At 48.7% G+C, this 727-nt stretch carries 1 protein-coding gene; it reads right to left on the bottom strand.

The genetic code is table 11. The annotated features are described in order from the left end of the window. Nucleotides 1–727: hypothetical protein (locus A3761_RS26525; protein ID WP_197472692.1), on the bottom strand; the 727-nt coding region annotated here is incomplete at both ends.

The raw sequence follows: 727 nt of genomic DNA, 5'->3' as shown, positions 1-727 counted from the left end.
CACACCGAAAGTAATACGGCTAGACAGCTCTGGTAGTTGGTCAGCTAGTGCCTTTAATGCTAGGTCTAGTTTTGCAGTGACGTTGAACTCGCCAGCGTCTAGCGCGTCGATGTATGCAAGTTTCAGGGCGTGATAAGTACGCGCATTAATTGGGTCTTTGCGAACATCGAAACGGTTATCACGAATCCAGCCGTCTAGAGCTAGGTCGTGGTTAGACTCGACAACGTATAGCGGCGCAATTTCCGCTAGTTCGTTCAGACGATTGATAACGTCTGCTAGGTCATCCACAACGGCACGTTTTTGTTGGCTGTATAAGAAAGTCCAATCTTCGCGGTTGTGGTGGTTACGGCTCATAAAATCTAGAGCGTCATGAACAACGATTAGTTGCGGGTTGTTTTCTTCCAGCCAGTTTAGCGCACGATTCCATGAATCATCGCACATCTTTTCACAATGCAAATCGCCTAATACAATGACCGGACGCTGCTCGAATGTATCGTTGTACGCCTTTACTGTGCCGTCAGGGTAGTATACAGAGCCGTTATCTACGATAACGCCATGTTTATCAGCCACTAATCGGCGGTGAGAGACAAAGCCGTTTACCACTGTAACAAGGATACCACCGAAACAATGTTCCGCTTCCGCTTCCGCCCCTGCGCGGCTATCAGTGTAGTGAATGCTAGTGCATACGGTTGTAGTGTATGCCCAACGGTGAGCGCCGTTTTTCTGG

This window comes from Oleiphilus sp. HI0123 (assembly GCF_001635315.1).
The sequence above is the reverse complement of the archived record's forward strand: the minus strand, read 5'-3'. Positions and strand labels throughout refer to the sequence as shown.